A 228-nucleotide genomic window follows, 5' to 3' on the forward strand; every position below is an offset into this window, starting at 1 on the left:
TACTGCGGGCATGGTTGGTTGAGGCGGAGGCCCGTTGATTCTTTTTTTTCCGCGCCGCGTGTGCGAGGCGACGGTGTTGCAGGAAGGCGTAAGCAATCATAGTCATCAGGGCGTGACGATGAAGACCCTTCCATGATCGCCCCTCGAAGTGATCAAGTCCGAGTTCCTCCTTCAACTGCTGATGCGCCTGCTCACAAATCCATCTTGCCTTGATGGTGGCGGCTAGTG

The 228-nt window shown here is 56.1% G+C and carries 1 pseudogene; it reads right to left on the reverse strand.

Annotation, left to right across the window (positions count from 1 at the left end):
* Positions 1-228 (reverse strand): annotated as a pseudogene (locus tag FNJ47_RS49190) (IS701 family transposase); the annotation flags it as partial.

Source organism: Bradyrhizobium uaiense (genome assembly GCF_010811875.1).
Taxonomy (GTDB): domain Bacteria; phylum Pseudomonadota; class Alphaproteobacteria; order Rhizobiales; family Xanthobacteraceae; genus Bradyrhizobium; species Bradyrhizobium uaiense.